General features: G+C 40.0%; 26 protein-coding genes and 1 tRNA gene. 12 read left to right on the forward strand and 15 right to left on the reverse strand.

Annotation, left to right across the window (positions count from 1 at the left end):
* Positions 1-43: 43 nt before the first annotated feature.
* The 5 genes from EXT43_RS03770 to EXT43_RS03790 all read left to right on the forward strand — a co-directional run bounded on the left by EXT43_RS03770 (position 44) and on the right by EXT43_RS03790 (position 4,936).
* On the forward strand, positions 44-508 hold the full coding sequence (locus EXT43_RS03770) for an acyl-CoA thioesterase (RefSeq protein ID WP_130166363.1): 465 nt from the start codon (positions 44-46) through the stop codon (positions 506-508).
* 239 nt (positions 509-747) lie between these two features.
* Positions 748-1,320: an outer membrane beta-barrel protein gene (locus tag EXT43_RS03775; RefSeq protein WP_055198360.1), complete on the forward strand. Its 573-nt coding sequence runs from the start codon at positions 748-750 to the stop codon at positions 1,318-1,320.
* Between the two features lie 98 nt (positions 1,321-1,418).
* On the forward strand, positions 1,419-2,123 hold the full coding sequence (gene tsaA / locus EXT43_RS03780; RefSeq protein WP_054561434.1) for a tRNA (N6-threonylcarbamoyladenosine(37)-N6)-methyltransferase TrmO: 705 nt from the start codon (positions 1,419-1,421) through the stop codon (positions 2,121-2,123).
* A gap of 113 nt (positions 2,124-2,236) precedes the next feature.
* The gene (locus tag EXT43_RS03785; protein ID WP_130166364.1) at positions 2,237-3,961 is read left to right on the forward strand and encodes a proline--tRNA ligase; all 1,725 of its coding nucleotides are present in this window, start codon (positions 2,237-2,239) and stop codon (positions 3,959-3,961) included.
* Between the two features lie 141 nt (positions 3,962-4,102).
* Complete coding sequence (locus tag EXT43_RS03790) at positions 4,103-4,936, forward strand: UDP-2,3-diacylglucosamine diphosphatase (RefSeq protein WP_130166365.1); 834 nt, start codon at positions 4,103-4,105, stop codon at positions 4,934-4,936.
* Here the strand turns inward: EXT43_RS03790 and EXT43_RS03795 are convergent.
* The 4 genes from EXT43_RS03795 to EXT43_RS03810 all read right to left on the reverse strand — a co-directional run bounded on the left by EXT43_RS03795 (position 4,933) and on the right by EXT43_RS03810 (position 10,942).
* Positions 4,933-7,971, reverse strand: a complete 3,039-nt coding sequence (locus EXT43_RS03795; RefSeq protein WP_130166366.1) for an ATP-binding protein — start codon at positions 7,969-7,971, stop codon at positions 4,933-4,935. The two genes, EXT43_RS03790 and EXT43_RS03795, sit on opposite strands and share 4 nt — an antisense overlap.
* Positions 7,972-8,143: 172 nt before the next feature.
* Positions 8,144-9,352, reverse strand: coding sequence for an ABC transporter permease (locus EXT43_RS03800; RefSeq protein WP_054553916.1), 1,209 nt, complete (start codon positions 9,350-9,352; stop codon positions 8,144-8,146).
* Positions 9,345-10,133 (reverse strand): ATP-binding cassette domain-containing protein, encoded by a 789-nt coding sequence (locus EXT43_RS03805; protein ID WP_054561430.1) that lies wholly within the window; start codon positions 10,131-10,133, stop codon positions 9,345-9,347. The genes EXT43_RS03800 and EXT43_RS03805 overlap by 8 nt, the downstream gene beginning before the upstream one ends.
* The gene (locus tag EXT43_RS03810) at positions 10,130-10,942 is read right to left on the reverse strand and encodes a DUF3025 domain-containing protein (protein WP_130166367.1); all 813 of its coding nucleotides are present in this window, start codon (positions 10,940-10,942) and stop codon (positions 10,130-10,132) included. Before EXT43_RS03810 ends, EXT43_RS03805 begins: the two co-directional genes overlap by 4 nt.
* A gap of 110 nt (positions 10,943-11,052) precedes the next feature.
* Here EXT43_RS03810 and EXT43_RS03815 point away from each other — a divergent pair, with 110 nt between their 5' ends.
* Both EXT43_RS03815 and EXT43_RS03820 read left to right on the forward strand, forming a co-directional pair.
* A complete protein-coding gene (locus EXT43_RS03815; RefSeq protein WP_062565322.1) occupies positions 11,053-12,678 on the forward strand; it encodes a M28 family metallopeptidase in 1,626 nt (541 codons plus the stop codon).
* 71 nt (positions 12,679-12,749) lie between these two features.
* Entirely contained in the window at positions 12,750-13,922 is a 1,173-nt protein-coding gene (locus tag EXT43_RS03820; RefSeq protein ID WP_130166368.1) for a putative manganese transporter, read from the forward strand.
* Positions 13,923-13,984: 62 nt separating this feature from the next.
* Here the strand turns inward: EXT43_RS03820 and EXT43_RS03825 are convergent, their stop codons facing one another.
* The 6 genes from EXT43_RS03825 to seqA form a co-directional block, all read right to left on the reverse strand.
* On the reverse strand, positions 13,985-15,556 hold the full coding sequence (locus EXT43_RS03825; protein ID WP_130166369.1) for a dihydrolipoyllysine-residue acetyltransferase: 1,572 nt from the start codon (positions 15,554-15,556) through the stop codon (positions 13,985-13,987).
* An 8-nt stretch (positions 15,557-15,564) separates the two neighbouring features.
* The gene (locus EXT43_RS03830; RefSeq protein WP_130166370.1) at positions 15,565-16,542 is read right to left on the reverse strand and encodes an alpha-ketoacid dehydrogenase subunit beta; all 978 of its coding nucleotides are present in this window, start codon (positions 16,540-16,542) and stop codon (positions 15,565-15,567) included.
* Positions 16,542-17,756 (reverse strand): thiamine pyrophosphate-dependent dehydrogenase E1 component subunit alpha, encoded by a 1,215-nt coding sequence (locus EXT43_RS03835; protein ID WP_130166371.1) that lies wholly within the window; start codon positions 17,754-17,756, stop codon positions 16,542-16,544. Before EXT43_RS03835 ends, EXT43_RS03830 begins: the two co-directional genes overlap by 1 nt.
* Positions 17,757-18,025: 269 nt before the next feature.
* A complete protein-coding gene (astE, locus tag EXT43_RS03840) occupies positions 18,026-19,081 on the reverse strand; it encodes a succinylglutamate desuccinylase (RefSeq protein ID WP_130166372.1) in 1,056 nt (351 codons plus the stop codon).
* A gap of 78 nt (positions 19,082-19,159) precedes the next feature.
* Positions 19,160-20,797, reverse strand: a complete 1,638-nt coding sequence (gene pgm / locus EXT43_RS03845; protein ID WP_130166373.1) for a phosphoglucomutase (alpha-D-glucose-1,6-bisphosphate-dependent) — start codon at positions 20,795-20,797, stop codon at positions 19,160-19,162.
* A 16-nt stretch (positions 20,798-20,813) separates the two neighbouring features.
* A complete protein-coding gene (gene seqA, locus EXT43_RS03850) occupies positions 20,814-21,416 on the reverse strand; it encodes a replication initiation negative regulator SeqA (RefSeq protein WP_130166374.1) in 603 nt (200 codons plus the stop codon).
* A 131-nt stretch (positions 21,417-21,547) separates the two neighbouring features.
* Here seqA and EXT43_RS03855 point away from each other — a divergent pair, with 131 nt between their 5' ends.
* From EXT43_RS03855 to fur, 5 genes are all read left to right on the forward strand, one after another.
* Entirely contained in the window at positions 21,548-22,312 is a 765-nt protein-coding gene (locus tag EXT43_RS03855) for an alpha/beta fold hydrolase (protein WP_130166375.1), read from the forward strand.
* 99 nt (positions 22,313-22,411) lie between these two features.
* Positions 22,412-22,633 (forward strand): DUF2788 domain-containing protein, encoded by a 222-nt coding sequence (locus EXT43_RS03860; RefSeq protein WP_036968243.1) that lies wholly within the window; start codon positions 22,412-22,414, stop codon positions 22,631-22,633.
* 2 nt (positions 22,634-22,635) lie between these two features.
* Complete coding sequence (gene ybfE, locus EXT43_RS03865; RefSeq protein ID WP_004586673.1) at positions 22,636-22,914, forward strand: LexA regulated protein; 279 nt, start codon at positions 22,636-22,638, stop codon at positions 22,912-22,914.
* Between the two features lie 14 nt (positions 22,915-22,928).
* Positions 22,929-23,456, forward strand: coding sequence for a flavodoxin FldA (fldA, locus tag EXT43_RS03870; protein ID WP_054553928.1), 528 nt, complete (start codon positions 22,929-22,931; stop codon positions 23,454-23,456).
* Positions 23,457-23,646: 190 nt separating this feature from the next.
* The gene (gene fur / locus EXT43_RS03875; RefSeq protein ID WP_063529330.1) at positions 23,647-24,090 is read left to right on the forward strand and encodes a ferric iron uptake transcriptional regulator; all 444 of its coding nucleotides are present in this window, start codon (positions 23,647-23,649) and stop codon (positions 24,088-24,090) included.
* A gap of 68 nt (positions 24,091-24,158) precedes the next feature.
* Here fur and EXT43_RS03880 read toward each other — a convergent pair whose 3' ends face one another.
* The 5 genes from EXT43_RS03880 to EXT43_RS03900 all read right to left on the reverse strand — a co-directional run bounded on the left by EXT43_RS03880 (position 24,159) and on the right by EXT43_RS03900 (position 26,593).
* Positions 24,159-24,776, reverse strand: coding sequence for an FKBP-type peptidyl-prolyl cis-trans isomerase (locus tag EXT43_RS03880; protein WP_054553930.1), 618 nt, complete (start codon positions 24,774-24,776; stop codon positions 24,159-24,161).
* 73 nt (positions 24,777-24,849) lie between these two features.
* Entirely contained in the window at positions 24,850-25,251 is a 402-nt protein-coding gene (locus EXT43_RS03885) for a hypothetical protein (RefSeq protein ID WP_130166376.1), read from the reverse strand.
* Positions 25,252-25,303: 52 nt separating this feature from the next.
* A tRNA-Ser gene (locus EXT43_RS03890) sits at positions 25,304-25,394 on the reverse strand.
* Between the two features lie 73 nt (positions 25,395-25,467).
* The gene (locus tag EXT43_RS03895) at positions 25,468-25,845 is read right to left on the reverse strand and encodes a hypothetical protein (RefSeq protein ID WP_130166377.1); all 378 of its coding nucleotides are present in this window, start codon (positions 25,843-25,845) and stop codon (positions 25,468-25,470) included.
* A 199-nt stretch (positions 25,846-26,044) separates the two neighbouring features.
* Positions 26,045-26,593 (reverse strand): NAD(P)H nitroreductase, encoded by a 549-nt coding sequence (locus EXT43_RS03900; protein ID WP_130166378.1) that lies wholly within the window; start codon positions 26,591-26,593, stop codon positions 26,045-26,047.
* Between the last annotated feature and the right edge of the window lie 23 nt (positions 26,594-26,616).

Raw genomic sequence — 26,616 nt, forward strand, 5'->3', positions numbered from 1 at the left:
AGGCTATGCTGAAAATGTCGTGTTTTATAAAAGTGAGTAAAGTATGCCGTCTTCAAGTGTAACCTTTCGTTTTTTAGCTGAACCTACTGATGTCAATTTTGGCGGTAAAGTTCATGGTGGTGTGGTAATGAAGTGGATTGACCAAGCTGGTTACGCCTGTGCTGCAGGTTTGAGCGGTCATTACTGCGTAACTGTTTCTGTTGCGGGTGTAAAGTTTCAGCGCCCTATTTTGGTTTGCCAAATAGTCGAAGTTAAAGCCAGTATTGCCCATACAGGTAAAACAAGCATGCAAATCTTTATTCAAGTACGCTGTGGCGACCCAAAAACACAAAACCTAGTTGAAACCAACCATTGCGTTATTAGTTTTATAGCGATGGATGAAGCAGGCTACCCAATCGAAGTCCCTTCATATACAGCCGTAACTGACGAAGAAAAGAAAATCGAAAACTATGCGATAAAAATGAAAGAGATCGCGATAGAAACAGAAACCCTTTTACAAAAAGCCTAAAAATTTAAAGCAACAAAAAATTATAAACTGTACCTAGTAACTTCTACAGAGCACCCTGAAATTGTTACGACAGCCAAACTGAATGCCTGATTACAGTTTCAACAAACTGCACAAAAACCCGCTAAACAAAGCCTAAAAACAATACTTTAGGCTTTGTTTTCAGCTTGGCATTGCCGTTGCAATACTCCTTGTGAATGACGCGAAACATTCGTTTATTTATTTTATAAAGGAGCTATTAAATGATTAAAGCAATTTCACTTTCTGCACTTTCTTTAGCACTACTAGGTTTTAATAATGCTGCACATGCAGATATTACCGAAATGGATTCTCCGCGTATTTATACCGGTATCGGCTACGGCCAATATTCTTTTGAGTTTGAAGACAGTGAAAATGACACTGACTTTGATGACGATTCACAAATGCTGAAAGGTTATATTGGTACTCAGTTTAACAAGTACTTAAGCCTTGAACTTGCTTATCAAAATTTTGATGAAGTAAGCGATATCGATTCTAAAGCTGAAATTGACGGTGTTTCATTAGCAGCACGCTTAGCAGCCCCAATTACAGATAGCTTTTCTGTTTATGCCAAAGGTGGTTGGCTAGAGTGGGATGCTGAAATTGAGCAAGACCTAGGCGAGCTTGGCAGTATCAGTGCTGACTCAGACGGTGGTGATGTATTTTATGGTGCAGGTGTAGAATATGCTTTCACAACAAACATGCAAGTACGTTTAGAGTATGAGCGCTATAAATTAGAAGATGATATTGACCCAGATATGGATGTAGCGTCTGTATCATTCCAATACATGTTTTAATTTAGACTACACAGTCTAAATATTAAAAGGCAGTCTCGACTGCCTTTTTTTGTGTTTGCATGTAAAATGTCGGCAGATTTTCTTAACGACAATGCACAATGAGCGAATATCAATTAACTGCCGTCGGCCATATTCAATCTCCTTATAAACAAAAGTTTGCCATACCTCGCCAACCTCGTTTAGTTCCTGAAGCTAAAGCAAAGCTGGTATTCAGCAGCGATTTTAATCGTGAAGAGTTTGTACGCGGCCTCGATGAATTTAGCCATATTTGGTTACTATTCAGATTTCATGAAACCGCAGATAAAGGCTATTCAGCAATGGTGAGACCCCCTCGCCTAGGCGGTAATGAACGAAAAGGTGTATTTGCAACACGTGCAACCTTTCGCCCAAATGCAATTGGCATGAGTGCTGTAAAACTTGAAGGCATTGAATATAAAAATGGTCAATTAAGCTTATTGCTTTCAGGTATCGATTTACTCGATGGCACACCTATTTTAGATATTAAACCTTATTTGCCCTACTCAGACGCAATGACCGATGCCACCGCAGGCTTTGCCGATACCCGACCAGAAACGGATATGAGTGTTGAGTTTAGTGAAGAAGCCCTGGCGTTTATCGAAAAACAGACCGAACAACCTGAATTAAAAGCGTTTATAAGCAATGTATTAAAGCAAGATCCTCGCCCTGCTTATAAAAAGCAACGTGACTCAGAACAAAGCTACGGCATGACCTTATATGATTTTAATATTAGGTGGCATGTTCAGGACAATCATAATACAGTGACCAGCATTGAAAAATGCTAGTTTTTAGCATATAGCGCTTTAGTGTCAGTGCTTCCACTGGTAAACTTAGCGCCTTGTTATTACTCAAACGTCTTGAGTAAACGATAATAATTTTAACACTACTTGGAATAGAGATGCGTACCAGTCAATATATACTCGCAACACTTAAAGAAACTCCGTCTGATGCAGAAATTGTTTCTCATCAATTAATGCTACGAGCAGGCATGATCCGCCGCGTTGCGTCGGGTTTATATACATGGTTGCCCTCTGGTCTACGCGTACTTAAAAAAGTAGAAAACATCGTACGTGAAGAAATGGATAAAGCAGGCGCTATCGAAATGTTAATGCCTATTATCCAACCAGCTGATCTTTGGGAAGAGTCTGGTCGTTGGGAGCAGTTTGGTCCTGAATTACTTCGTATTAATGACCGTCATAACCGTCCATTTGCACTTGGGCCTACACACGAAGAAGTGATCACTGATTTTGTACGTAAAGAAGTAAACTCTTATAAGCAATTACCGCTTACTCTTTACCAAGTACAAACAAAAGTACGTGACGAAGTTCGTCCTCGTTTTGGTGTAATGCGTGCTCGTGAATTTACGATGAAAGATGCTTATTCTTTTCACTTAAGTGACGAGTGTTTAGAGAAAACATACCAAGTAATGCACAAAGCATACTGCAACATCTTCGAGCGCCTAGGTCTTGATTACCGCCCTGTTATCGCTGATACAGGTTCAATTGGTGGTAGCGTGTCACATGAGTTCCATGTACTTGCTGAATCAGGCGAAGATGCAATCGCATTTAGTGATGCAAGTGATTACGCTGCAAATATCGAAAAAGCAGAAGCACTGGCACCGACTGAAGAGCGCCCAGCTGCAAGCAAAGAACTAAAAGCGTTCCCAACGCCTGATGCAAAATCAATTGCTGAGCTTAAAGAGCACTATGGTGTTAAACCTCACCGCGGCGTGAAAACATTAATCGTGTATGGCGCACCAGATAAAAACGAACAACGTGGTTTAGTTGCCCTTGTATTACGTGGCGACCATGATCTAAACGAGTTAAAAGCTGAGAAACACCCGCTTGTAGACTCACCGCTTGAAATGGCAAAAGAAGAAGACATCGTTGCTGCTATTGGCGCAAAACCAGGTTCATTAGGCCCAGTCGGCCTATCAATGCCAATCATTGTTGACCGCACAGCTAACGTAATGGCTGATTTTGTAGCTGGTGCTAATAAAGATGGTGAACATTTCAGCGGTATCAACTGGGATCGCGATGTAGAAAACTACGAAGTGGCTGATATCCGTAATATCGTGGAAGGCGATCCAAGCCCGTGTGGCCAAGGTTCACTGCAAATTAAACGTGGTGTTGAAGTTGGCCATATTTTCCAACTTGGCACTAAGTACTCAGAAGCAATGAAAGCAGGCGTATTAAGTGAATCAGGTAAAAACCAAGTAATGACAATGGGTTGTTACGGTATTGGTGTATCACGTATCGTAGCTGCCGCTATTGAGCAAAACAACGACCAATACGGTATTAAATGGCCGCAACCTATCGCGCCTTTTGATTTAGCGATTGTTCCTATGAACATGCATAAGTCTCATCGTATTCCTGACATTGCAGATAACCTTTACAAAGGTTTAAAAGATGCAGGTTTAGATGTGTTGTTTGATGACCGTAAAGAGCGCCCTGGCGTTATGTTTAACGACATGGAATTATTAGGTGTGCCTTTCACGCTAGTTATTGGTGAGCGTAACCTTGATGAAAATAAGGTGGAGCTTAAAAACCGTCGTACTGGTGAAAAGCTAATGCTTGATTTAGACAGTGCCGCTTCCGAAATTGCCGCACTTGTTAAAGGCTAATTAAGTCAGCTCTACAAAATTTAAAAAACCGCTTCGGCGGTTTTTTTGTTTTATTAATTGTCATAGATGTTTCGCTAAAGCGTCTTTTAACTGTCATTGATTCTGCCTAGCATTTACTTTATTACACCATGAGTAAATGCCATGAATAACACCACTTGCAGTAGTAAAACCCACTATCCTGCCGTTTGGATTTCCGACGTTCACTTAGGTTATAAAGACTGCCAAGCGCAGTATTTACTAGACTTTTTAAATGCGATTGAATGCGATGTTCTGTATTTGGTCGGTGATATTGTCGATTTATGGTCAATGAAACGACAGTTCTTTTGGCACCCTAGCCATTATGATGTATTAGCGCTTATTCAACAAAAAGCAAAAGACGGCACTCGAGTGATCTATATACCGGGTAACCACGACGAAACCTTTCGCCATTATGCTAATGATTCATTATTCGGTATAGAAGTACATAAACAATATATTCATACCACAAAAGCCAACAAACGGTTTTTACTGTTGCATGGCGACGATTTTGATTCAGCAACCCGCTACAACAAATTAATCAGTATTGCAGGCGATGCAGGATACGACTTTTTACTTTTTTTAAATCGTTGGACTAATCGCATTCGCCGTTTATTTGGCGGTAATTATTGGTCATTGGCCTCTTGGATAAAAGCGCGAGTGCATAAAGCACGTGAAGCAATTGACGCATTTGAAAAAGCGGCAATCCACGAAGCAAAAAAACAAGCCGTCGATGGCATCATTTGTGGGCATATTCATCACCCAGCCGTTAAAGTGGTTGATGGAATTTTGTATTGCAATGATGGCGACTGGATTGAGAGTTGCACTGCATTAGTTGAAAACAGCTCTGGCCGTATTGAGTTATTGCACTGGAGTGAAACACAAAAAGTGATTCACTCTGCTGATATTAGTGCATTAACGCCTAAACCTTCATTTAATAAAGAACGCGATGCCGCTTAAGCCTTCAGCCACATTGATAGCTTTTTGCGCAATGTGGCTTGTTTAATTGGCTTGGTGATATAGTCGTTCATACCAACACTGAGGCATTTTTCTCTATCGCCAGCCATCGCACTTGCGGTCATGGCTATGATCACCACATCTTGGTATTTCTCGCCTGTTTTTCCCTGCCTGATTGCTTTGGTACAGTCATACCCATTTAAGTTTGGCATTTGGCAATCCATCAAGATCAGATCAAATTGAGTTTCGCTATTATTCAATACCTCAATTGCTTCAAGACCATCGCTGGCTGATTCAATATGAACATGGCTATCTCTTAAAATCGCTTTGCTCACCTCAATATTAATCATGTTATCGTCGACGATAAGCACTGAACGAGATGTTAAATCAAGCTCAATAGTTTCTTTAGTATCTGTATTTTTACGCTCAATAACAGAGTTATTATCATTAAATAAAACCGCGAGTTTATAGGCTAATTCATCTGGAGTGACAGGTTTTGCAATAACAGTACAATTGCTCGGTAATGTTTCTTTTTGTTTTAGTGATGCCATAACCCCTAAAATTAATACACAGATGTCGGGGTATCGATTTGCAAAACTCAACACATTATTTAGTTCTGGGTGTTTATGGTCAATGATAAGTAAATCTAACTCATTGAAAACATTTTCAGATATATCACTTAATCGAGAAACTTTCGATGGCTGAGGCTGACAAGATTTCTCTAATTGGGTTTCAATGTTCTGACCAAGCAGATCATATAAAACTGCACAACCAACGTGTTTGTTATTCAACGCCGTAATCGCACCCTGCTCTTTTAATGAGCCACTGAGTGACACTGTGATACTTGCACAAAAGCGGCTGCCCTTTCCTTTTTCACTTTCAACGATAATATCACCGCCCATCAACTGAGCGAGTTTTCTGCTTATTGAAAGCCCTAAACCACTGCCACCATAATGACGTGTGGTACTTGAGTCTTCTTGGGTAAACACTTCAAACAATTTACTTTGGTTTTCTTTCGAAATACCAATACCTGTATCTTCAATAACAAAGCTTAGGCAAAGCGTATTGTCTGAATGCAGCTGTTCCTTAACCGTTAAGCTAACATGACCTTTATGGGTAAACTTAAATGCATTACTGAGTAAATTATTGAGAATTTGTTTTAAACGGTGGCTATCACCCATTACGGTACGCTTAGTAATAGCATGAGCATCGAACAGTATTTCAATACCTTTTTTCTGACCTTGAACGGCCATTGATGTTATTAAATCACTGCACACTGAAACGACATCAAACTCATGACTATCTAAATCAAGTTTACCAGCTTCAATTTTTGAAAAATCGAGAATGTCATTGATCAGTGTCATCAATGAGTTAGCGCTGGTATTTGCATAATGTAAGTATTGCATTTGCTGAGTAGATAATGGTTCTTCTTCAAGCATTTCGAGCATGCCAAGGACACCATTCATCGGAGTGCGGATTTCATGGGAGATGTTAGCGACAAATTCACTTTTAGCTTTACTAGCAGCTAATGCTTCTTCGGTGGCCTTTTCGAGCTCGGCTGTACGGCTTTTTACTTTTTCTTCTAGTGTTACATTAAGCTTTTCTAGTTGATGTTGAGCGCACTTAAGTGAATCAATATTGCGTAGTATTGCCGCTATTTGAAATTGCTGCTTCGCTGCATCAAAAACAGGTGTCATGGTAATCGAGAAATAATGAGTGCTCTGTTCACTAATGTGAACCGCTTCAAACGAGCAACGCTGCCCTTCTTTAATGGCTTGTGCAATCCCTTGAAAATCTTCATCGTTATAATTAAACAAGGTATCAAAATGGGTGGTTTGCTCTGTAATACCAAAAAACGTTTTTGCCGTTTCATTCGCATTACAAATAACACCATTTGGCTGAACCATAATAATGGCATCTGTCGAGTCTTCTATGATTTTACTATTCTTTTCTTTTAGAAAACTCAGCTCAATTTTTCTGTTGATGTCACGTTGGTAGATAATAAATAACATCAGCACGACTAAAATCATTAAGCATAAAATGCCAATAAATCTGAATCGCTTGTGATGTATTTCATGCAGCAATGTATCGGTATTTATTGAGACAGCCAGTGTCAGTGGCTGCATTTGAACGCCATTTTTAAACTCAATAATTTTATCTATATATAGTTTTTCAGGTAGGTTTACTACGTCAAAAAAATCAACGCCTGCCATTTGTTGTTGAGTGCTAAACTCTTCATTCCAATAATGAGCATCATCTAGCTCAAAACTAAAACGGTATGATTCCTTTGGATGATAGATAAATTGTTGCTGCGCATTTAATAAATACACTGACATATTATCAGCGATGTTACTGCTAAGCTTATTAAGCAGATCGGCTGCATAATAGTTTAAGATCAAAACTGCAAAAGGCTTACCTTCAGCATCTTTTACTAGTTTTGCAATCCGATATGTACTTGTATAGGGCTTTTGTAAACGGCCATTTTCACGATTGTAGTTAATAGGTGAAATATAAATTTGGCCATTTTCAAGCTGTGCTGTGATTTGCATGTAATCACGTTGGCCTTTATGTTGTAACTTTTCCTCACCTATTCTATCGACTTGACCATTTACATTATCAACACGTACAACCTCTTTGCCATTATCAGCAATATAAATGTAGCGAGCTTGTGCGAGGTCTTTATCTGTTGACATAAAACCAGTAAAGATTTTTGCTAGGCGATCTTTCCATGCCGAGATAGGCGTGCCTAACACGGGATCTATATTTTGATCATTGGTAGCGCGCATAATTGCAAGCACTGGCGGCGTTGAATCTAAAAAGTTAAGTGCAGAAATATTCTCTCTTAAACTTGTTTTTAGTACACTTTCTTTAGTGTCGAGCTCTCTCTGCATCTGTTCAAAGGTGCGGCTGAACACATCCTCTCTAAGGTCGTATTCATACTTTACAGTTACAAAAATTGCCAATAGCAAGAGAATACAAAAAGCGAGTATTGGTAATTTGTGACGTTGATAGAAATGCGCTGAATGTCCAGAATCCATTGAATCGAAAGCCTTCTTTTCTACTCTGCTTTAGAGTATAGGAGAGAATAGTAATAAAAGCGGAGTATACAGAAAATATATTAAGTAATAAGAACTCGTAGGTACTTAGCTTGGCTTACAAACAAATAAAGCACCAAAATGGTGCTTTATTATTAGGTAAAATCAGTATCTCTTATCTAAATAAGACATCTTCTTTATTAAACCATTTAACGCAAAACGCGAGTAATGCACCTGCCACAATCACTGTCGCTAAGAAAATTAAACCCACGAGTGTGTAATCAACTGTACCTTTAATGATTTCTTTGATTGCCAAAGCTACATTCGTAACAGGAATGAATGCTGTTTTGCTCGTCAGTTCAACATTTGGCATCAAGGCAACCATAATTGGAAAAATTACACCCATGCTAAGTGGTGCCATGTAGTTTTGCGCTTCTTTAAAGGTTCGCGCATAAATTGAAATAGCCAACGCTAATGATGAGAAGATTGCAGCAATAGGTAATAACAAAACAAAAATCAGCCCTAAATCTAATACGGTTAAAGAGCTAAATGCGTTTTTAACAACTGCTAAATCAACAAATGCAATGGCCACTGATATCCACACACCCATACTGAGTACAGTAATGGTGGTTGTCGCAATAGAAGAAGCAAGTAAGGTTACAAACTTACCTAACACCAGCTGTGTACGGGTGATTGGGGTAAGTAGAAGGGTTTCGAGCGTACCACGCTCTTTTTCACCAGCTCCTAAATCAATCGCCGGATACGTTGCGCCCATCAATACCAGAGGAATAAGTAGATAAGGAATAAACCCACCTATTTTCTCGCCAAGATTTTCACGTTTATCTGCAGTGTCGACCTTCACAACTTTAATAGGCTCGATAATGGCAGCTTGTTGCTCTTCTGATACACCAAAGCTTAATAGTTTGTTTGTACGCAGCGTATCGCCATATTCTTTTGCCAGTTCTTTTACACGGTCAAATAAGAAGTTAATTGCTTTTGCGTCGTTATACACAACTTGCCATTCGCTTTGCTTTGCATCATCTAAGGTTTGCTTAGCGTCTGACGGTAAATAGATACCCATGTCTATGGTGCCTGCTTTTACCGCTTTAGTGAGATCTTCTACCGTATTAAAGGTTTCGTCGCCTTTATATAAAGCAAAGCTCTTATGGTAAAACACCTTATCTGTAAAATCTTGTGCGTAATTGCCATTGATAATAGCGTAAGTATGGACCTCTTGTTCTGCCTCTAACGCCGCTTGTGAACTAATAAAGGCCATAACAGCAAATAACAGTGGGAAGATAGCAACCGGTAGTGCAACAACGAATATCAATGTTTTACGGTCACGTAACAGCTCTTTTAATTCCTTTTTAAATACTTCAAACATCACGGCTCTCCGTTAAAATATTCATAAACGCTTGGTTTAATTCTTCACTTTGACCTGTTTGTTTAAACTCATCTAAGGTGCCATCAAAGCAACTAATACCTTGGTTTATCACTGCAACACGGTCACAAAGTAAGGCAACTTCATCTAAATGGTGCGTTGAAAAAATAACTGGTGTGCCCTGCTCTTTAAGGCCGCGAATAAAGTTAATTACGGTTTGCGTAGTCATAATATCTAAACCAGTTGTCGGCTCATCAAGAATAACCACATCAGGATGATGAACAACAGCACGGGCAATATTGGCTTTTTGCTTCATACCTGTTGAAAGGTTTTCGGCGCGTTTATCAATAAAGCTGTGCATATCAAGTAAGGTGAATAGCTCATCACAACGAGCGGCTACCGCTTTTTTACTCATGCCATGTAAACGGGCAAAGTATTCAACGTTTTCTTTAACTGTTAAACGCCCATATAAGCCGGTACTACCTGAAAGAAATCCAATTGATTTGCGGCCAACTAACGGCTTTTTAACGATATCGTGACCAGAGATGGTAATGCTGCCTTCATCTGGTTTTAAGGCTGTTGAAATCATTCTAAGGGTGGTTGTTTTACCGGCACCATTTGGGCCGAGTAACCCAAGTACTTCACCTTTGTTACATTGAAAGCTGACGTCTCTCACAGAATGAAAAAACTCTTTATCTTCACGGGGGTCTACGTTGTCCGTTTTATTTTTTTTATGATCTTTTGTTAGCTTAAACTTCTTTTTAAGCCCGGCCACTTCAATCATGTGCGTTTCCTTCGTTTCGGTCTAAAGTAATCAGTGTTACTGTAAAATTCTGGATTTTCATTGTCAGTCCACCATCCTGGTACGCCTAACAAGGGTAAGGGTGATAAGTTTTTATTATCACGCAAACAATCATCAAGCTTTATCATCTCATAAAGACGTTGATCTAGATACGCATATTGCTCGCTTAAATCTTTACAAAATATGTCATCAGGAACAATTACAAATAATGCTTTACCCGTTAAACCAATATACGGCTGAGTGAGCATTTCGTAGTTAGCATGACCAAACATAAATGGCCTAATGCTTTTACCCCAATGTTCACGTTGTTCTACAAAGGCTTGCTGCCATTGGTGGTCGCGTAATTGCTGCTGCCAGCTTTGCTCAGTAATTGCCAGCACCACACCGCATTCGTCAAATAAAGTAAGCGCATTTCGGTGTTTACTACGCTCTTTTAGACCATGCAGTTTAATTTCTTCGATATGCTGATGATTAATCAGCGCTTTGGTTTTTGGAAATAAACACCAAATAAAACCACCAAAAAGGTCATGCCAATTTTGTTGTCTTGTTGGTACTTGCCCTGTCTCAAATATGATTTGCTCATAATAACGGGTTTCATCAGCAAACTTTTCATCTTCAACAAAGGTTATGGCTTTGCCCTGTGTAGTTTTCGCATTTAGATATTGATTAAACCACTGGCAAGATGGCCAATCTGACAGTTTATCTAAATTAAATAGCGTCGCTAGGTCACTAAAAGCCCCCGTTGTGAGGTATTGTGTTGACCATTGCTCGGGAGCAGTAAATCGTTTCATTGCTTATTTTTTAACTTCTTGATGTATTGTGGGTAGTTTACCGTAAAAACTGGTTCTCATTAATAGAACCTCATATACTAATGCCACCATAAAACAAAAAAAGAGCTATTATGAAACGCTATTTTCCAATGACAGTCCTTGCAAGTGCCATTCTTGCGGGCTGTGCTTCAACAAGTATCACATCAAGTGATGTCGAAAAAGCCTATCAAAGCATTAACGCAGAGCAACTTGCAGAGCATATTAAAGTGCTTGCCTCTGATGAGTTCGGTGGCCGAGCACCATCATCTAAAGGTGAAGAGCTAACGCTTGCCTATTTAACCGACCAATTTAAAGCATTGGGTTTTGAGCCGGGTAACGGTGATAGCTTCTTACAAGAAGTACCGCTTGTTTCACTAGAAGCTGATTCAGACATGGTACTTACCATTGGCGGCAAAGATTACCAATACAAAAAAGATATGGTAATGGGTAGCAGCCGTATTAGTGCTAAGCAAAGCATTAAAGATTCTGAATTAGTATTCGTTGGCTACGGTGTTAATGCACCAGAATACAACTGGAACGACTACGAAGGCCTAGATGTTAAAGGCAAAACAGTTGTTATGCTGGTAAACGATCCTGGTTTTGCGACGAAAAACCCTGATTTATTCACCGGCGATGCCATGACCTATTACGGTCGTTGGACATACAAATATGAAGAAGCAAGCCGTCAAGGTGCAGCTGGTGCGATTATCATCCACGAAACAGCACCGGCTTCTTACCCATGGTCAGTTGTTGAAAACTCTTGGAGCGGTGAGCAATTTGGTTTCCAAAAAGAAAATAACAACATGGACCGTGTTGCTGTTGAAGGCTGGGTAACAACTGATGTTGCTAAAGAGCTTTTCACAAAAGCAGGCTTAGATTTCGATACCATGAAAGCTAATGCGGCAAAAGGCGCTTACCATGTTGATATGGGCGACCTAACTGCAAGTGTTGAAGTAAATAATACAATCAAAAAGTCAATTTCGTATAACTTTATCGCGACGTTACCGGGTAGCGAAAAGCCAGACGAGCACATCATTTATTCAGCTCACTGGGATCACCTTGGTACAGATAAAACCCGCAAAGGTGACCAAATCTATAATGGCGCCCACGATAATGCAACGGGCACTGCTGGCTTAATCGAAGTTGCTGAAGCATTCGCTACCTTACCTGAGCACCCTAGCCGTTCAATGACTTTCTTAGCCGTTACTGCTGAAGAACAAGGTTTACTTGGCTCGAAATATTATGCTGCAAATCCAGTGATCCCAGCATCACAAACGGTTGCTAACATCAATATGGATAGCTTAAACCTATTAGGTAAAGTTAAAGACATCAGTGTTGTTGGTATTGGTAAATCAGAAATGGATAGCCTGCTAGAAACAGCTGCTAAAGCACAAGGCCGTACAGTATCTGGTGACCCTAAACCGTCTTCAGGTGGTTACTACCGCTCTGATCACTTTGCATTTGCAAACATGGGTGTACCAGCAATGTATGCCGGTGGTGGTAGTGAAGCACTTGACGAAGAAACGGCAAATTACCGTAAGCGTATGAGCTTAGTGCTTCGTGGTTGTTATCATCAGCCTTGCGACCGTTACCGTGATGAATGGGATTTATCAGGTGCCGTTCAGGACCTTCAGTTATTCTATCAAGTAGGTTTTGATATTTCAGAACGAAAAGAATGGCCGACCTGGAATGCCACTTCTGAGTTCCAACGCAAATAGATACAAATGAGATTGATTTTCATTTAAAATCGTAATACAGTGTAGCCTGAATAATTTTTAGGTTGCACTGTATGCTCTCACTAACACAAACGAGGTTTATTCCTAATAAAGCGAGGTGTTACATTACGGACAATAAACGCTTAATTTTACCCCTTTTATTACTGATTTCTTTAGCGGTACCTGCAAGCCGAGAATTCACCCTACAAGCGCTTAGTGATGCTTTTTTTCAAGTATCTGTATTTGTTGCAGCCACCTTATTAATCTATTACTACCTTATTGATCGACTTCCTCAATTACAGCTTAGCTATTTACGTGCTAAATCAGGCATTCTAGAGGTGAGCTTTGCGTCTATTTTAGGTGCTTTACCTGGCTGTGGGGGTGCCATTATTGTGGTAACCCAATTTACTAAAAAGCAGGCTAGCTTTGGCTCTGTTGTTGCTGTCTTAACCGCAACCATGGGCGATGCCGCCTTTTTACTGTTAGCAACCCGCCCGCTTGATGGTTTATTAATGATGTTAATCGGTGTTGCTGTAGGTATTATTAGCGGTCAGATAGTTAATACATTTCATAGCCCAGATAAATTTCAACCTGACGAAGCAGGTGAATACTACGAGCAGCCTCAATGCCAACCAAAGGCTTTGAAATTTAGCCGCCCTATTTGGAAGTTTACCCTAGTCCCAAGCTTGATTATTGCTTTTGTTATTGCTACCAATTCTGACCTTAGCGAATTTAGTCAAAGCGTTAATACTGGCGTCACCCTGTTTGGCTCGATCATGGCGCTATTAACCGTGGTTGTGTGGTCGCTGTCTTCTAAAGGCAGCAGTTATAAGCAAGTAACAAGTGAAGAAGCGCCTTGCACACCTCCCTCAAAACTCACGAAAGTGTTAATGGACACGCACTTTGTTACTGCCTGGGTTGTTGCCAGTTTTATGCTGTTTGAAATTCTCGTTAACCTAGTCGGTGTTGATTTAACAGCCTGGTTTTCTGAGTATGCTTATCTTGCACCGCTGGTGGCTGTGGCTATTGGCTTATTACCTGGCTGCGGGCCACAAATCGTAGTGATGACACTCTATATTCAGGGTATTATTCCATTTAGTGCGATGGCAGCCAATGCAATTTCAAATGACGGCGATGCCCTATTCCCAGCTATTGCATTAGCGCCAAAAGCGGCCTTAATCGCGACGGTGTATTCAACAATACCTGCGCTGTTACTCGGTTATGGATTGTATTTTTACAGCATATAGCAAAGACAATATTTACAATTAAAAAAACCAGCCGAGGCTGGTTTTTTTAATGCTTACTAATGTTAGCTCATCGCCATCATCATTTTTGCAGGGTCTTCTAAGTAAGACTTCCATAAGTTATTGAAGCGGGCAATTGTACCGCCATCAATCACTCGGTGGTCTCCAGACCAGCTTACTTGCATAATAGCAGCTGAAACAACATTGCCTTGTGCATCAAAACGAGGTAAATGCTGCAGTTTACCTAAAGCAACAATCGCTACTTCAGGTTTATTGATGATCGGGGTTGCAATTGTGCCGCCAATCGCACCGATGTTAGAAATGCTAATAGTGCCGCCTTTCAAATCATCCGGTGAAACACGACCATCACGTGCTGCTTCAGTTAAGCGGGTCACTTCGTTTGCAACATCTACGATGCTCTTTGACTGGCACGATTTAATGTTTGGTACGAGTAAACCAATCTTAGAATCAACCGCCATACCGATGTTATGATCATCAAAGTAAGTTAGCTCGCTGCAATCATCATTTACTTGCGAGTTTAGTACTGGGAATTGCTTAATCGCTAACGACAGTGCTTTGATAAAGAACGGCATCATAGTGAGCTTAACGCCCTGTTGCTTATACTGCTCTTTAAGCTCACTGCGCATTGCAATCAGTTTAGTTAGGTCAATTTCATCACAGAAAGTAAAGTGAGGAATTGTCGAAACTGAAGCAACCATCTGCTTAGCCATTGCCGCTTTAATGCCTTTAATAGGCTCTACACGATTACCACCAGAAGATGCCACAGATGATACAGGCTCTGCCGCTTTTGGCGCAGCTTGTTGTGATGCTGTTTGGCTTGGTGTTTCATTCAAGAAATCTTCGATATCTTGTTTATAAATACGGCCGTTTTTACCAGAGCCTGGTACTTGCGTTAAATCAACATCAAGTTCACGGGCTTTACGACGAACAGCAGGTGAAGCAACTGCTTTCTTATTAAGTTGTTTGCTAGAGTTTGCTGAAGCCGCAGGCTTCTGCGAATGTTTAGTTGCTGCATTTGTTTGTGCTTTAACTACCGCAGAACTTACATCTGGCTCTGCGCTTTGCCCTGCAATGCTCATTTGGAATAATGGGCTGTGAACCGCTGCAATATCACCTTTTTGATAATAAAGCTTTTCAACTTTACCTGTGTATTTAGCCGGAATTTGCACCAATGCTTTGTCTGTCATTACATCACACACAGCTTGGTCTTCAACGATTTCATCGCCTTCACTCACTAACCACTCAACGATTTCACACTCAACGATACCTTCACCGATATCGGGTAAAATGAAATCTTCTAAGTGCTCACCCGCCTCAGATGATGCTTCAGTTGGAGTTGCAGGAGCTTGCGCTTCTTCGCTTTGTGTTGGTGCTTCGCCATCAACATCCATTGCAAATAATGGTGCATGTACTTTCGCAATATCCCCTTTTGCATAATAGAGCTTACTGATCACACCATCATGAACAGCAGGAATTTGCACAAGCGCCTTGTCGGTCATAACATCACAAATAGGCTGGTCTTCTTTTACAGAATCGCCTTCTGCAACTAACCATTCAACAATTTCACACTCTACGATGCCTTCGCCGATATCTGGCAAGATAAAATCTTTAGACATACTCACTCCTAAAACTCTACTGATTGCTTAATCGCAGCAAGCACTTTAAGTGCATCCGGCACATATTCTTTTTCAAGTGCTAATGGGTATGGCGTATCTAAACCACACACGCGAGCCATTGGCGATTCAAGGTGTAAGAAACACTCTTGTTGAATTGTTGCAACGATTTCTGCACCAAAACCATTGGTGATTGGTGCCTCGTGGCTTACCACTAAACGACCTGTTTTAGTCACTGATTTAGCAATGGTCTCAACATCCCATGGTAAAATGGTACGTAAGTCGATCACTTCACAGCTAATACCTTGCTCTGCAGCTTTTTTAGCGGCGTCTTCGATGATTTCCATCTGAGCACCCCAAGCAAGTACAGTGACATCAGTGCCTTCTTGCACGATCTCAGCTTTGCCAAGCTCGATGCTGTAATCTTCTTCTGGAACTTCACCTGTTGATGCACGGTATAAACGTTTCGGCTCAAAGAAAATAACAGGGTTATCATCTTTAATCGATGCACGAAGCAAACCTTTTGCTTGGTATGGGTTACGTGGCACAACCAACTTTAAACCCGGTGTGTGAGCAAAATAAGCTTCTGGTGATTGTGAGTGATATAAACCACCTGCAATACCACCACCGTATGGAGTACGGATTGTTAGATTGCCAACATTAAATTCATTACCACTACGGTAACGGAATTTTGCTGATTCATTCACGATTTGGTCAAATGCAGGGAAAATATAATCAGCAAACTGAATTTCAGCTAAAGCAGGTGCACCAAACGCCGCTAAACCATTAGCAAAACCTAAAATACCTTGCTCAGTTAATGGGGTATTGAACACACGATGCTTACCATATTTTTCTTGTAAGCCAGATGTAGCACGGAATACACCGCCAAAATAACCAACGTCTTCACCAAAAATACATGCATTTGGATGCTCTGCCATGGTGATATCAAGGGCAGAGTTAATTGCATGAAGCATGTTCATTTTAGCCATTACTTTAATCTCCCTGCAGTTGTTGGATAAGCATCAGGATGCTGCAAAATGTGATCTTTTAGTTCTTCATATTGTTTTTGCAGTGATGGGATTGGCTTATCATAAACATCAGAAATAAGCTCTTCTAATGCTGGCTTTTCAACTTTTTCAGCGCGTTTAAGGGCCGCTAAAATTTCTTCACGAATAGTTTCTTTGTCTTTTGCGTCTTGCGCTTCGTCTAACCAACCTTGCTTTAATAGCCACTTACGGAAACGCTCGATTGGACAGCCTTTATGTTTTGCTTCTTCATCTTTTGTGCGGTAACCACTAGGGTCGTCACTGGTTGAGTGAGCGCCTAAACGGTAGGCAATCGATTCAATTAAAACTGGTTCGCCTTTAGTAGTCGCAATCTCACGGGCTTTTTTCGTTGCAGCATAAACAGCAAGTGCATCAGCACCATCAACACGAATTGTTTTAATGCCGTAACCAACACCACGTGATGCAATACCATCACCTTTAAACTGTTCATCCGCAGGTGTAGAAATCGCATAACCATTGTTACGGGCAAAGAAAATAACCGGTGCTTCGTGAACTGCGGCCATATTTAAACCAGCATGGAAATCACCTTCAGATGCAGCGCCTTCACCAAAGTAACAAATAGTTATGTTATCGATAGTGCTGTTTAACTCACCTGTTTGGGCATCAATATGACGAACTTTTTGGCCATATGCATAACCTGTTGCTTGCGGAATTTGTGTACCAAGCGGTGATGAAATAGTCATGTAGTTAAGTTCGCGTGAGCCATAGTGAATTGGCATTTGGCGACCTTTACCCAAATCTTTTTCATTTGAGAACATTTGATTCATGAATTGGTCAAGGCTAAAATCACGATAACGTAAAGCTGCTTGCTCACGGTATTGGGCCATGATCATGTCGTTTTGATCAAGCGCTGCAGCTGATGCTGTTACAGCCGCTTCTTCGCCTAGACATTGCATATAAAAGCTAACACGGCCTTGACGCTGTGCTGCTTGCATACGCTCATCAAGTGCTCTAATAAAACGCATTGTTTCATATAGACGGATTGCCGTTGCTTTGTCGATATCAGGTGCGGTTGCACCTTCGTAGATGTCGCCTTCCTCATTAAGAATACTTAATGTAGGGATCGTTAATGCGTGACCGTCAATAAATGACAGTTCATGATTAATGTTTAGCGATACGTTATTTGGATTACTCATAACCTACCTTCTTTCGTTGTCAGAAACCTACGCTACTGCCCTTAATTATATTTTTATCAGCATGAGCTGTAAGGATAAAGTTTGCGCAATATTCAATCTAATTAAATTAAACTGCCGTCACTTTACGTTAACGTAAGTTGTTATTCAACTAATCATAGACGAATAGATGACAAATGGCTAAAAACGCATGGAAAGTTAACTATACAACAAGATAAATTCTTTAGAGTCATATAGTTAACTAAATTTAGATGGGTGTTAATGCAGAGATTTTAAATAAAGTTGCTATCAACTTGCATTGGAATAACAGTAAGCAAAGCGCGCTGACCTAAGGCTACATCAGCGTTTGGGAAGATAATAGCTTCACCGTCTACTTCCGCTTCATATCTGGTCTGACCATCAGTTGCCATTAATTCGCCCTTTGCGAAACCGGTGAAATTTTCCACATCATCAGCAAATGGAAAACTAAAGTCTTCGCAAGTACGGTTTATTGTTCTATATACTGAAAACAACTCGAAATCACCTGCATTAAATTCTTTATATTCGACAGATTCTTGACTAATTAATGCAGTTAAGGTTTTTTTGGTTTTCTCAAATCGCGACATGTCGTTTTCGCCAAATGGTTTTACTTGGCCAAGTTCTACCGTAAATGAGTCAGCTCCATGTACATACGACGAGTAGTAACTGAAGGTAGTTGCCGCTGATTTCATCATTAGTACCGTGTTTACGCCACAGCTAAGTAAAAATTGCAGTTGTGATTTTTTCCACGGTTTACCATGTAAGAAAGGATAGACTGCGAACTTTTCATTTTTAGAGCCACGAATTGCAGTGTGAAGATCATAATGAAAACGCTCATTGTCCTGGTTGCCTCTAGCAAAGAAATCAGAAACAACATCTTCAAGTAGCTTTGCACGAACTCGCTCTGGGTTAGAAGTAATGCCTTCTACAGTATGATGACCATTAAACAAACGGTTTAAGTTTTCATCTACAAAACGCTTACCGATATTAATAGATTTAGGATTACCATAAATAAACAGTACACGCTGCTTCAAGGAAAGTTGTTCTGTAATGATTGATTTGATTAATTGATCGCAAATTTCAATTGGCGCAGTTTCGTTACCATGTACTGCACTTGAAAGAACAATATCTTTGTTTGTTTGCTCTGCAGGTTGAAACTCAATGATACCCGTGTCGTGAACAGTGACATCAGTACCATTTGCAAGGGTAAATGCACAAGGTTCGAGTGAAAATTCATTGTTGCGAGTCAGGGTTAAAAAGTCGCCGGTACTTTTTAATTCTTCGAGATATGAAGGAGTTGAATAGCTCATTGTTCTATCCTAAAATGCGTGAGAGTAGAATACAAAAACGGCTGAGAATCTCAGCCGTTTTAATAGGTAAAAAAGGAATTAGCTAATTACTGAATCAACCAGCTTTTTCGCTTCTTTTTCTAATAATGCTAGATGTTCTTCACCTTTGAATGATTCAAGGTAAATTTTATAAATATCTTCAGTGCCCGATGGACGTGCAGCAAACCAACCGTTTTCAGTAACAACCTTTAAACCGCCGATAGCAGCGTTATTACCAGGGGCATGGGTTAGTTTTTGCGTAATGGCATCACCCGCTAATGTACTTGCAGTAACATCATCAGCTGATAACGCTTTTAAACGTGATTTTTGTTCTGCACTAGCTGGCGCATCAATACGTTTATAAATAGGCGCACCGAACTCTTGTTCAAGTTCTTTATAAAGCTGTGAAGGTGTTTTACCCGTTACGGCTAAAATCTCTGCAGCAAGTAGACCTAAGATGAAACCATCTTTATCAGTGTTCCAAACTGTACCATCAAAGCGTAAGAATGACGCCCCTGCACTTTCTTCACCACCAAAAGCAAGGGTACCTTTGCTTAAGCCTTCAACAAACCATTTAAAGCCTACCGGTACTTCTTTTACTTCACGGTTATTACGTGTAACTACTTTATCAATCATGCCGCTTGATACCAGCGTTTTACCAATTGCGACGTCTTTTGACCATTCGCGGTTATTTAATAAGTAGTCAATTGCAACTGCTAAAAAGTGATTTGGATTCATTAAGCCGTCAGGTGTAACAATACCATGGCGGTCATAGTCAGGGTCGTTACCAATACCGATATCATAGTCATCTTTTAATGCAATAAGGTTTGTCATTGCATAAGGTGATGAACAATCCATACGGATTTTGCCGTCTTTATCTAAAGGCATGAACGAAAATGTTGGATCAACAGACTCATTTACGACCGTTAAGTCTAAATTATATTTTTCTGCAATGACTGGCCAAAAGTTGATACCAGAGCCACCAAGCGGATCCACACCAATTTTGATTTTCGCATCGCTAATTGCTTTTAGATTAACGATATTAACTAAGTCATCAACATAAGGGGTAATTAAGTCTTGGTACTTAATAAAACCAGAACGTGATGCTTTAGCAAATGGAAATAACTCTACTTCAACTAAGTCTTCTAAAAGTAATTGATTTGCTCTGTCTTCAATCCACTTAGTAACATCAGTATCTGCAGGGCCTCCATTTGGCGGGTTATATTTAAAACCACCGTCTTCTGGCGGATTATGTGAAGGAGTTACCACAATACCATCAGCAAGTTCATTTGGGTTTTCTTTGTTATGGCAAACAACAGCATGACTAATTACAGGCGTTGGCGTGTAATCGTCATTTTCTTGTGCAATGACTTGCACTTCGTTTGCAACGAGTACTTCAATAGCAGAGTTAAAAGCCGCTTCACTCAATGCATGTGTATCTTTACCTAAGAAAAGTGGACCAAAAATATTGTTTTCTTTACGGTAATCACAAATTGCTTGAGTGATCGCTAAAATATGCGATTCATTAAATTTTACATCGAACGAACAACCACGATGGCCAGACGTACCAAAAGCAACACAATGCTCTGGGTTTTGTTCTAGGTCAGGTTCATTTAAGTAATAAGCCGAGATCAGTTTTGGTACATTCACTAAGCTTGATTGCGGTGCAGGTTTACCTGCATCTGGATGAATCGCCATATTATTTCCTTATGGATTATAAGTAATCACGAATTTTTTCTGCTTCATCTGCGCTGTAGCCTAAGCACAGTGCTACTTCGTGAAGCATCATTTTTTTTCTGGTTGTATTTGAATTTGTCATCACCCAATACTCAGTATCAGTGATATTTTTTGGATTCATGCTGCTACCGCTTTCCAGTAGTGCTTCTTTGCTAGTGGCAAAATAAACACGGTCACGGCCTTTAATTTCAAGCACGTTAGCAAAATCTTTTTTATGCGTTCTATATAAAGCAGCTAGTATAAATAAGAATCGACCAACAACACCTTTTTGCATTGCTAGCTCTTCTTTGTTTAATACATTAAACACATTACCTTTCACTTGTGTCGATGCTGTGACAGTTTGTGCAGCCTCTTCAACATTTTCGTCGCTTGGTTCGGAGCTTGTTTCTTGTTCTGCTTGTTCTTGTACTTCAACAACTGGGGTTTCTTGTTCAGTTTTAGTAGTTGTTTCAACTGGGGCATTGGCGCCATCAGAGAGGTTTAATAAACGACGCAAAATGGTTGATGCACTTTCACCAATACTTTGCGTGTTGCTTGCAATGTATTGATATAACTCGTCGTCTATGTCGATTTTTTTCATGTTATTCCTGTCTTTACGGGTCACATTTTAAAAGTTCTCATTGATTATACCTAAGCTCGCAGCAATTCTCTATGTTTTGCATTTTGTAATTTCACTAGGCAAAATACTGCCATTAAAATTAGGAGTTGAAAATGCTATTAAACTACCAACAAATGGGTCAAGGTTCAGACGTTGTATTGATCCACGGTTTGTTTGGCTCACTTGAAAACCTCAATGTAATCGCAAAAGCATTAGCTGAAAATTATCGTGTAACGAATATTGATTTACGTAACCACGGTAAATCATTCCATAGCGATACCATGAATTATCACGCTATGGCTAAAGATGTCAGTGAGTTACTTGAACATCTAAATATTAGTAAAGCTCACATTATAGGTCATTCAATGGGTGGCAAAGTGGCCATGCAATTAGCACTTAATCACCCAGAGCTTATTGGTAAACTTGTTGTGTTAGATATTTCTCCTGTTGCTAATAACCCTCGCCACAGCGCTATTTTTGCAGGCCTAAACGAAGTTGCACAGTCTAATATCACAGATAGAAAAGCGGCTGATGAAATACTTGCCAAGCACATTGATGAAATGGGCGTACGTCAGTTTTTATTAAAAAGCTTTGCTAAAAATGATGAAGGTCAATATCAATGGCGCTTTAATTTAGCTGTTTTATACCAGCAATATGAAAATATTTTAGCGCAAGTTAGTGAAAATGATTCTTGTTTATGTGATACTTTATTCATTAAAGGTAATGATTCTGACTACATTTTAGCAGAACACCGCCCTGCTATTATGGCGTTATTCCCTAATGCAAAAGCAAAAATTATTCATGGTGCTGGTCACTGGCTACATGCCCAAAAACCACTTGCTGTAAATAAAGCAATCAGCGATTTTTTAGCTCATTAATTGGGCTGATAAAATTCGCTGTTTTTGATCGTGCGCACTAAATTATTACAAATTTGTGTGCTATAGTACGCGCCGTTTAATTTAAAGGTTTATACGTTGATGGTCAGTCAGTTAATTAACGAATTTGATACCTTAGGGTTGTATTTTGGCTTAGCCGGTATTTTCTTTTTTATTGGAATGGCAATTCAAGACGTCCTTAAAAAAGGTGATGTACCACGATTTGGCCGATACATCGTTTGGTTAGTGCTATTTTTAGGCTGTTCTGGGTTTATAGCGAAAGGACTTATTCAAGTCTTCTGGCAAGGCGCAGGTGTGGGCTAGATATGGCAAAGTCAGAAACAGATAGAACAACACCCGATTTATTTGAATACGAAAAGCGTCCAGGTAGGCCGAAAACAAATCCCCTACCTCGCGATATGCAATTAAAAGTAAATAAACGTAATCAAATAAAGCGAGATAAAGCACGTGGTTTAAAGCGTGTAGAATTTAAGGTTTCATCACAGTTATATCAAGCATTAAGCGATATGGCAGATGCGCAGAATATTAGCCGTAGCGCGTTGATTGAAACAATTTTACAAGAAAGATTGGCTATTGATAGATAGAAGGTTTTAAATCCATGTCAAGCGTAGGTATTTTTTTCGGAAGTGACACAGGCAATACTGAACACGTAGCTAAAATGATTCAAAAAGAATTAGGTAAAAAGCTTGTAGCGGTTCACGACATTGCAAAAAGTTCTAAAGAAGAGATTGCTGAATTCGATTTATTGTTATTCGGTATTCCAACTTGGTACTACGGTGAAGCTCAATGTGACTGGGATGATTTCTTCCCTGAATTAGAAGAAGTTGACTTCGAAGGTAAACTTGTTGCTATTTTCGGCTGCGGTGACCAAGAAGACTATGCAGAATACTTCTTAGATGCAATGGGCATGATCAACGATATCGTTACTGAGCGTGGCGCAATCGTAGTGGGTCATTGGTCAACTGAGGGCTACGACTTTGAAGCTTCAAAAGCACTAGTAGATGACAGCAACTTTGTTGGCCTTGGTATTGATGAAGACCGTCAACCAGAGCTTACTGAAAAGCGTGTTAAAGACTGGTGTGCTCAGGTTTATGACGAAATGTGTTTAGCGGAACTTGCTGATTAATAACAAGTACTACTCGCATTTACTAGCTGATGTAAAGATGCACAACCAGTTCATTTTTGTTTGAAAAATCGGCAAATAGACGAATTGTTCTTTGCACTTAGTAACTAGGCACGTTATTCTAATAGTTGCTAATGTGTCGTGTGCATCTTGATGATGCCTAGTATAACTAAATAAAATTGAGACAGATTGAATGACTGATCACAACTTGGAATTAAAAAAAGCAGGGTTAAAAGTAACTCTGCCGCGTATTAAAATTTTAGAGATTCTGCAATCTCCAGACAACCAACACATCAGCGCTGAAGATGTCTATAAAATCCTATTAGACAAAGGCGAAGAGATTGGTCTTGCAACTGTCTACCGTGTTCTTAACCAATTTGATGATGCAGGTATTGTATCTCGCCACCACTTCGAAGGCGGCAAGTCAGTATTTGAATTATCAGGCAGCACTCACCATGACCACTTAGTGTGCCTAAAATGTGGTAAGGTTGTTGAATTTGAAGACGATACTATTGAACGTCGTCAAGAAGAAATCGCAAAAGAGAATGGAATTAAACTGACTAACCACTCTCTTTACCTATATGGTGAATGTGAAGACACTGCTGCGTGTAAAGAATACGCTGAATCAAATAGCTAATTAGCTATTTGTTTCAGACATAAAAAAACCTGCTTTAAGCAGGTTTTTTTATGTCTATTTGAAATCGATTAGATGATTTCTAATAGCTCAACGTCAAAGATTAGCGTTGAGAAAGGAGCGATTGCTGCACCAGCACCGCGCTCACCGTAAGCAAGTTCGTGTGGTACGTATAAGCGCCACTTAGAACCAGTACCCATCATTTGTACTGCTTCAGTCCAACCTTTGATTACACCGCCAACTGGGAATTCAGCTGGTTGACCACGCTCGTATGAGCTATCAAATACTGTACCGTTGATTAGTGTACCGTGGTAGTGTGCACGGATTGTTGAATCTGCAGTTGGTTTTTCACCGTCGCCTGCAGTAAGTACTTCGTATTGAAGACCTGATTCAGTTACTGTTACTTCAGGACGTTTTGCATTTTCTTCTAAGAATGCAATACCTTCAGCTGCAAGAACTTTAGCTTCTTCTTCACGACGAGCTTGGATCTCAGCGTTGATTTTCTCAAAAGCTGCTTGAATTGCTGGGATTTCAACTTGGAAATCATTACCAGTGTATGCGTCTTTCATACCTTCAAATACAGAATTTAAGTTTAAACCTTCGAATGGATTCGCTTTTAATTGCTCACCCATTTGTAAACCAATACCGTAACTTGCTTTTTCAGCGTCTGTTGTAAAATTATCTGACATGTTTTAATTCACGTTTATTTAGTTAAAAGACGTGCTCATACTAACATAAAAAAACAACGAATATCGCCTAGTTTTACTGCGTTTGCTCAGTGTTTGCACTAATTCGCTGCTTTATTTTATCAATTACAAATGTCGCAACAGGTAATGTAGCGATCATCGAAGCAATAAAAAAGCCGCTCATTAAACCATCTTTGCCTAACATAACTAAAGGCACGGCAATAAGACCCACAGTCGAAATCACACATGCAGCAATGACAGGCCAATGCTTGTCGTATTTGCCAATAAGGTGCCCTACTAACACATTAAAGCCAATACCATAAGCGATTGAAGATATTAGCCCGTAATCAGGCTGCGCATCATGGGCCATAGCTACAAGTACATTGATCCCGCTGTGATAAAAATAAGAAAAGATACACCAAAGCAGAACATGTTTAACAATGCGCATTAGTGTAGAAGAAGACTCGCTTGCTGACATTACTTTTCTCCAGATAGCAAAAAACCGCCATGAAGGCGGTTTTTCTAAATAATGGTGGAGAGATAGGGATTTGAACCCTAGAGGGGCTACAAACCCCTGCCGGTTTTCAAGACCGGTGCATTCGACCACTCTGCCATCTCTCCGTACGGCGCGCATAATAGTGTTTACTGCGTTCGTTGTAAAGCCTTTAATGTAAAAAACTTTAAAAAAGTAATTTTAATAGTACTGCTTAGGGCGCTTTGCGATTAAAGAGCAAACTAAACAAACAATTAAACTAACAATTGCAAAGCCTGAACCCTGCACTATTACGTCAATTTTATTGAGGTTATAGCTAGGTATAATGACTAATGCAAAGGCTGGTAAGCAGGTGATCGTTAAAACGTAGCAACAAATTTTAAAAGCGCGGCCGAAATCGAAACGTTTAGTGCTTTGCATCCACCAAGTCAGTAGGAGTAATACCACTACAGCAGACAAGCCAAGGTAATGAGGTTGCTTCGTAGACATGGCAACAAAAAAAGTGAACACGGCGCCAACTAAGCCCCAAATTGACCAAGCGAACCAATTTTCTTTTTCACGTAAAAATAAGTTTCCCATCGTTCTCGTCTTCTTTATCGTTATTTTTTTAAGACTATCCATACGTTAACAAAAAATAACCGATTAAAAAACACACTGAAGAAGAATTATTTCGTTTTTTGCATCCGTGCGCTTCTTACAGCTAAGCTAAATCTAAAAAAACTAACATAAGTAAGCTTAATAGTGTCTGACTGCTTAACTGCAAAAAAGTTCCTAATATTTATAAATTCTCAAAAAACGTCTCTGGCTTGTGTCTGATTGGTTTTTTAATGTCTACTTCTGGTGTACCTAGATATAAGTAGCCAACTATCTCATCTTGTTCTTTACAACCTAGTGCCGCTTTAACAGCAGGGCTCTGTGCAAAATAACCTGTGCGCCAAATGCCCCCTAAACCTTGCGCAAAGGCCGCTTGTTGCATTGCAAGTACAGCGCAGCCTGCACTTTGTACTTGTTCAATACGTGGCACTTTTGGGTTTTCAGTTACATCAGCAATGGCAATGATCATCATAGGCGAACGCAGCGGTAGCTCTTTAGCGCGCTCAATGGTTCTTTCATCTTGATTTTCAGCGACTGCGGCTTGATGGTAGATATCGCCTAATTTATTACGAGCTTCGCCTTCAACCACAATAAACCGCCAAGGCGCAATACAGCCATGATCAGGCACTTTTATGGCCGCTCGCTTAATAATTTCAAGTTGTTCTGCAGTTGGTCCTGGTGCGGTAAGGCGAGGATCTGATTGTCGAGTTTGTAATAGCGTTAAAGCGTCCATGAATATTCCGTAAATGCTTAAGT

Source organism: Pseudoalteromonas sp. CO109Y (genome assembly GCF_004208935.1).
GTDB classification, from domain to species: domain Bacteria; phylum Pseudomonadota; class Gammaproteobacteria; order Enterobacterales; family Alteromonadaceae; genus Pseudoalteromonas; species Pseudoalteromonas shioyasakiensis.